Source organism: Okeania sp. SIO2B9 (assembly GCF_010672505.1).
Lineage (GTDB): Bacteria > Cyanobacteriota > Cyanobacteriia > Cyanobacteriales > Microcoleaceae > Okeania > Okeania hirsuta.
Genome location: NZ_JAAHGK010001251.1, coordinates 1 through 2,244 on the forward strand (window position 1 = coordinate 1; position 2,244 = coordinate 2,244).

The following is a 2,244-nucleotide window of genomic DNA, read 5'->3' on the forward strand; positions in this document are numbered from 1 at the left end:
TCAAAATTTAGCGTTACTATATCTGAGGTAGTTTCACCTTCGATTTTTTGAGTAGAACTAAAGATAATTCCATCTTGAGCAAATAGTAAATCGTAGTTATTTGCTTTTGCTAAATACTCAACTTCAGAGTTGTTGATTTGCCCTACATTTTCGATAAAACTAATCCCTGTGAGAAAGTCATTAGCTTCAGAGAAATATGTCTGGGGTATGTCAAATTCTTCTACTTCTAATTCGGGGAGTAATATTTCTGAACTTGAGGCAATATTTAGATTATTAATTTCCCTAGTTTCAGAGAAATATGTCTGGGGTATGTCAAATTCTTCTACTTCTAATTCGGGGAGTAATATTTCTGAACTTGAGGCAATATTTAGATTATTAATTTCCCTAGCTTCAGAGAAATATGTCTGGGGTATGTCAAATTCTTCTACTTCTAATTCGGGGAGTAATGTTTCTGAACTAGAGACAATATTTAGATTATTAATTTCCCTAGTTTCAGAGAAATATGTCTGGAGTATGTCAAATTCTTCTACTTCTAATTCGGGGAGTAATGTTTCTGAACTAGAGACAATATTTAGGTGATTAATTTCATTACCTTCAGCTAAATAAGGTGTATGTAAGAATTCATTTTCCCAAAAATTGAAAGAATCCATAATTAATTTTCTCTAATAAAATCAAGCATCAGATTAGCAGTAATTTGTAATTTATCCAAGTTCTGAAAAAGTAGATGTTGGCTAAAACTTGAAATTAAAGTTGAATAGCTACTTTATTTATATCTTTTTTTTTGACTGGTTTATTTTCTTATACAAGAAACTGTTTACCGAATAATTAAGGTAAAAATTCTCTTACTCGCTGTGGAGAAACAATGAATTAGTTTTCCTTTTATTCAATCCAATCCGTTTTAGGGAGAGGTAATTATCAATTATCAATTATCAATTATTGAATCCTACCATTTTTCTATTGTCGGCAGATATAACCAACGATTTAATTTTTCTGCTGCTACATAACCTTTTAATTCTGGGTCTGGCCAAATATGAAGCTTATCTAAACATCCAATACTTTTAGCTGCTTCTTCCACCTCTTCCCATTGTTTAATAAAATTTTCTGCCCACGATTTTTTAGTCATAATTTAACTAGCAAATTCTAAACCTGCCACTATCATACGTTTACCATTACTTCCACGAACATTAATAGATTCCCAAAATATTACTTCTGGCTCAATTTTCATAATTTGTTCTAAATTTATTTTAAAATCATCTAATGTCATTATCGGAGGAGTGGGAGCCATAGCTACATACAATCTACATCCAGCTTGATGACCTTTTTGTAAGGCTTCATAACGTTTAGAAGGTGGGGGTGATTTTGGTTCAATTTTGAGACTAAGTTCATCATTAAAAAATGGTAAACTCATGCCAACTGTAATATTAGGCTGATTAAGAATATCTAAATCATTTACCCATAAAGGACTACGAGTTAAAATTCTTACTCTTTTCTCATTTTTAGATAATATTTCGACAGTTTGACGAGTAATTTTTGCTGTTTGATAATTTTGATATGGGTTGGTTCCAGAACATAATAAAACTACTCCTTTTCCTTCTGGTGTTTCGCGCCATTTTTTTTTACGATTTAATTTTTCTTCTAATTTCTGAGGTATATTTTCTCGAACTAATAAATATTTTCCCCAATCCATCTGAGGATTACTAATTCCTTTTTCTTGTAATTCCTTTTGTTTTGTCCGAATTGCCGGAGTTGAAGGTACATAACAAAATGTACATCCATGAAGACAACCAGATGCTATATTAATTACATAATTACATAATCCTTTCTTTTTGAGGGCACTTTCTTGAAGGGGATTAACAATTTTTTCTGAGCCTTTAATAATAGACATTGCCAGTACTCCCAAATAATTTGTATCATGTATTTTGGCATTTGCAGTCTTTTAATTTGTACCTAAGCTAATATTTAAAATTAAAATAAAGTTATTTATTCCCTGTACATCTAATTATATCTTTTTTTTGCAAATTTTGTACATATTTTTCTCTTACTATTTGATCTTTTATGATAATTTCTATTTCTTTATATTGTAATAATCTGTTTATTAATAAGTATTCAAAGTTATCTTTGGTTGCATGATGTTTCTCCATATAATCATTGCAGATTTGTCCGAAAGTTGCTTCGTAACCATTTCTAATATTCTGACCTAAGTCTTTTTCTAAAAGATTTATACATGATTCGTGGTTTTCTAGA

The 2,244-nt window shown here is 30.2% G+C and carries 4 protein-coding genes; all 4 read right to left on the reverse strand.

Going from position 1 to position 2,244, the window contains the following annotated elements; genetic code table 11:
* The coding region (locus F6K13_RS29465) for a hypothetical protein (protein WP_287289332.1) at positions 1-650 on the reverse strand (650 nt) is incomplete at its 3' end.
* 293 nt (positions 651-943) lie between these two features.
* Positions 944-1,123, reverse strand: a complete 180-nt coding sequence (locus F6K13_RS29470; RefSeq protein ID WP_205127530.1) for a hypothetical protein — start codon at positions 1,121-1,123, stop codon at positions 944-946.
* 3 nt (positions 1,124-1,126) lie between these two features.
* Entirely contained in the window at positions 1,127-1,885 is a 759-nt protein-coding gene (locus tag F6K13_RS29475; RefSeq protein ID WP_205127531.1) for a radical SAM protein, read from the reverse strand.
* Between the two features lie 91 nt (positions 1,886-1,976).
* Positions 1,977-2,244 (reverse strand): hypothetical protein (locus F6K13_RS29480; protein WP_287289334.1); only part of this gene is annotated, 268 nt, incomplete at its 5' end.